We start from the raw sequence: 3,140 nt of genomic DNA, 5'->3' as shown, positions 1-3,140 counted from the left end.
GGCCAGGCCATCGGGGAGGGGGAGCTGAGCGAGCGCGCGGCGGGGGCCGTGGTGGCCGTGCCGGTGGCGGTGTACCTGCTGGCGGTGAACTTCCTGCAGCTGCGCCCGTACCAGCACTCGGCCCTGGTGCGCTCGGCGTTCCCGGTGTGCGCGGTGCTGGTCCTGGGCGCGGTGTTCCTGCCGGAGCCGGTGCTGGTGATCGGGCTGCTGATGGCGCTGTCCGTGGCGGTGGCGGTGACGGCCACCCGCCATGTGCGCGAAGAGCCGGGGTGAGTCTGCCGGGTGGATGTCGCTGGGGCGTGGCTGCCCCTTGCGGCGCGTCGCAGGGTGCGGGTGATGCGTGGCTTGGCGCGCCCGCGGCGGAGCCGCTGGTGAACCCCGCGGCGGAGCCGCTGGTGAACAGAGCCCCGCGGCGCTGCGGGGCACGGTGTTACGGGTCGGCCCGAGGGGGCTCTTCCACGAAGTGGTCGAACTCGTTGTTCCGCACGCCCAGAACGAACGCGTGCCATTTGGCCTGGGTGGTGGTGACCACGTTCTCCGGGTCGTCGGACTGGCGGAGGTGGACGAGGTCGCCCTCGCCCTCCGCGATCTCGATGCACTCGGCCTCCGGGTCCGGGTCGTCCGTGGCCCGGACCCAGGTGAGGCGGTCCCACGCGCCGCTCATGCCGCCACCTTGCGGACCAGCGTCACGCCGTCCCGCACCGGCAGCATGACGGACTCGACGCGGCTGTCGGCGGTGATGGCGTCGTTGATCCGCCGGATGGCGACGTCCGCCTCGGTCCGCGCGTCCGGGTCGACGACGCGGCCCTCGCGCAGGACGTTGTCCAGCACGATCAGGCCGCCGGGGCGCATCCGGGGCACCAGCGCCTCGTAGTACGCCGGATAGCCGGTCTTGTCGGCGTCGATGAAGGCGAAGTCGACGCTCTCGGTCCGCGGCAGCGCCTCCAGCGTCTCCAGGGCCGGGGCCAGCCGCAGATCGATCTTCTCGGCGATGCCGGCCCGCTCCCAGTACCGCCGCGCCATGGCGGTCCACTCCTCGGAGACGTCGCAGGCGAGCAGCCGGCCGTCCTTGGGCAGGGCGCGCGCGACGCACAGCGACGAGTAGCCCGTGAAGACCCCGACCTCGACGGCGTACCGCGCGCCCGTCAGCCTGACCAGCATCGCCAGCAACTCGCCCTCGTCCTGCGAGATCTGCATCGTCGTACCGGGGACGGCGGCCCGCGTCTCCGCCGCGAGGTCCCGCAGGACCGCGTCGGGCGGTGCGCAGTGGGCGAGCAGATATGCGTCGAGGGCAGGGTTCACGATATCCATGGGCTTCCTCACCACGCCACGCACACGGCCGGGTGCGCCTTCCGGCTGACGGCTCCGAGTCTAGACCGCCATGCCGTAGACGATGGTGAAGAGCGTGCCGAGCGAACCGATGATGAACACGCCGGTCAGCCCGGCGACGATCAGCCCCTTGCCCTGCTCGGCGCTGAAGGTGTCGCGCAGCGCCGTGGCTCCGATGCGCTGCTTGGCCGCTCCCCAGATCGCGATGCCGAGACAGAGCAGGATCGCTACCGCCATCACCACCTCGATCATCACGCGTGCCTCGTTGCCGAGCTGGCCGAAGGGTCCCCAGTCCGGGGCGATTCCGCCAATGATGGTGGTGATGTCGCCCTTGTCAGCCGCCAGGAGCATGTGAACTCACCGCCCTAGTTCGAGTGTTGTCTGCTCGGATTGTGCCATGGCCGGGTGACAGGCGGGGATGCCCGCGGGCGAAGTGCGGGCTGTGCGCGCGGCCTTGTCGAACGCCGGTGCCCAAACGTTTCGGCTGGGGTTCGGCCGGGTTCCGGCTGAGCGGTCCATCCGGATCCTACCCGGAGCGCTCCCGGTACGGTTCGTCCGTCCGTGCGCCCCTCGTGTTCCCGTCGCGGTTGGCTGAAATGATGGTGTGTGAGCGGGGCCCGTACTGAAAGAGCGCTGTATGGGGGATGGTTGAGAGGTGCGTGGGAAGAAGCTGTGGCTGCTGTGCGCCGGCGGCGGGCTGGGGATGCTCTCCCTGTTCGTCGCCCTCATGGTGCTGGGCACCTACATGGTGGCGGCCGGCCTGTCCGGCGGCCCGGGGCGGAGCGGCCCGGTGAACCTGGCCAAGGGCACGGTTCCGGCCGCGTACGCGTCCCTGGTGCAGAAGTGGGGCAACCTCTGCGACGCGCTCAATCCGGCGCTGCTGGCCGCCCAGCTCTACCAGGAGAGCGGCTGGAAGCCGAGCGCGCAGAGCCACGCAGCGGCGCAGGGCATAGCGCAGTTCATCCCCAGCACCTGGGCCACGCACGGCATGGACGCGAACGGCGACGGCAAGCGGGACGTCTGGGACCCGGAGGACGCCATCCCGTCCGCCGCCAGCTATGACTGCAAACTCGCCAAGTACGTCAAGGACGTCCCCGGCGACCGCTCGGACAACATGCTGGCGGCCTACAACGCGGGCGCCTACGCCGTCGTCGACAACGGCGGCATCCCGCCGTACCGCGAGACGCAGAACTATGTGAAGACCATTCGGAACATGGAGCAGAGCTTCGCCTCGAACAAGGGCCGGGTGGACCCGTCCGAGCAGGCCGCGGGGGCCATCTCCTACGCTCAGGACAAGCTCGGCACGCCCTATCTCTGGGGCGGTGACGGCACGCCGGAGGACGGCGGCAAGTTCGACTGCTCGGGGCTGACCAGGGCCGCGTACCAGGCGGTGGGCATCGATCTGCCCCGGATCGCCAACGACCAGTGGAACTCCGGCCCGCACCCGGAGCGGGACGAGCTGCTCCCCGGTGACCTGGTCTTCTTCGCCCCCGATCTGAACGATCCGAGGTCGATCGACCACGTCGGCATCTACGTCGGCGGCGGCCAGATGATCGACGCACCCTATACAGGGGCTAAAATCCGTTTCGACCCGATTGACTCGCCCAACTACTTCGGCGCCACCCGTCCGACCAAGCGGTGAGCCGGGGCCGGACGGGCGGGACCCTCGGTGAGGCGCAGGCCCTGAGCTGCGCGAACGGGTCACTCTTCGGTAACGTCCTCGCGATCATTCCGTAAGAACGGAACGTCCGGCAGATGAACGGCCGTTTTCCCCTGCGGAACGGGGCGGCGTACGGGGAGCACGGGGATCC

At 70.0% G+C, this 3,140-nt stretch carries 4 protein-coding genes and 1 pseudogene; 2 read left to right on the top strand and 3 right to left on the bottom strand.

Annotation, left to right across the window (positions count from 1 at the left end; all coding sequences use genetic code 11):
• Positions 1–273 (top strand): annotated as a pseudogene (locus G5C65_RS34320) (low temperature requirement protein A); the annotation flags it as partial.
• 157 nt (positions 274–430) lie between these two features.
• Here the strand turns inward: G5C65_RS34320 and G5C65_RS34315 are convergent.
• Genes G5C65_RS34315 through G5C65_RS34305 form a run of 3 tightly spaced genes read right to left on the bottom strand, consistent with a single transcriptional unit; the run spans position 431 to position 1,680 of the window.
• Positions 431–664 carry a DUF397 domain-containing protein gene (locus G5C65_RS34315; RefSeq protein WP_165302973.1) on the bottom strand — a complete coding sequence of 78 codons (234 nt, stop codon included), beginning with the start codon at positions 662–664 and terminating at the stop codon, positions 431–433.
• Positions 661–1,311, bottom strand: a complete 651-nt coding sequence (locus G5C65_RS34310) for an O-methyltransferase (RefSeq protein WP_165302972.1) — start codon at positions 1,309–1,311, stop codon at positions 661–663. Before G5C65_RS34310 ends, G5C65_RS34315 begins: the two co-directional genes overlap by 4 nt.
• Before the next feature lie 60 nt (positions 1,312–1,371).
• On the bottom strand, positions 1,372–1,680 hold the full coding sequence (locus tag G5C65_RS34305) for a hypothetical protein (RefSeq protein WP_165302971.1): 309 nt from the start codon (positions 1,678–1,680) through the stop codon (positions 1,372–1,374).
• A 352-nt stretch (positions 1,681–2,032) separates the two neighbouring features.
• Here G5C65_RS34305 and G5C65_RS34300 point away from each other — a divergent pair, with 352 nt between their 5' ends.
• The gene (locus tag G5C65_RS34300; protein WP_165302974.1) at positions 2,033–2,971 is read left to right on the top strand and encodes a C40 family peptidase; all 939 of its coding nucleotides are present in this window, start codon (positions 2,033–2,035) and stop codon (positions 2,969–2,971) included.
• Positions 2,972–3,140: the final 169 nt, after the last annotated feature.

The sequence above is a fragment of the Streptomyces boncukensis genome (genome assembly GCF_011045075.1).
GTDB classification, from domain to species: Bacteria; Actinomycetota; Actinomycetes; order Streptomycetales; family Streptomycetaceae; genus Streptomyces; species Streptomyces boncukensis.
Note: the sequence above shows the minus strand (reverse complement) of the source record. Positions and strands in the feature narration are given on the sequence as shown.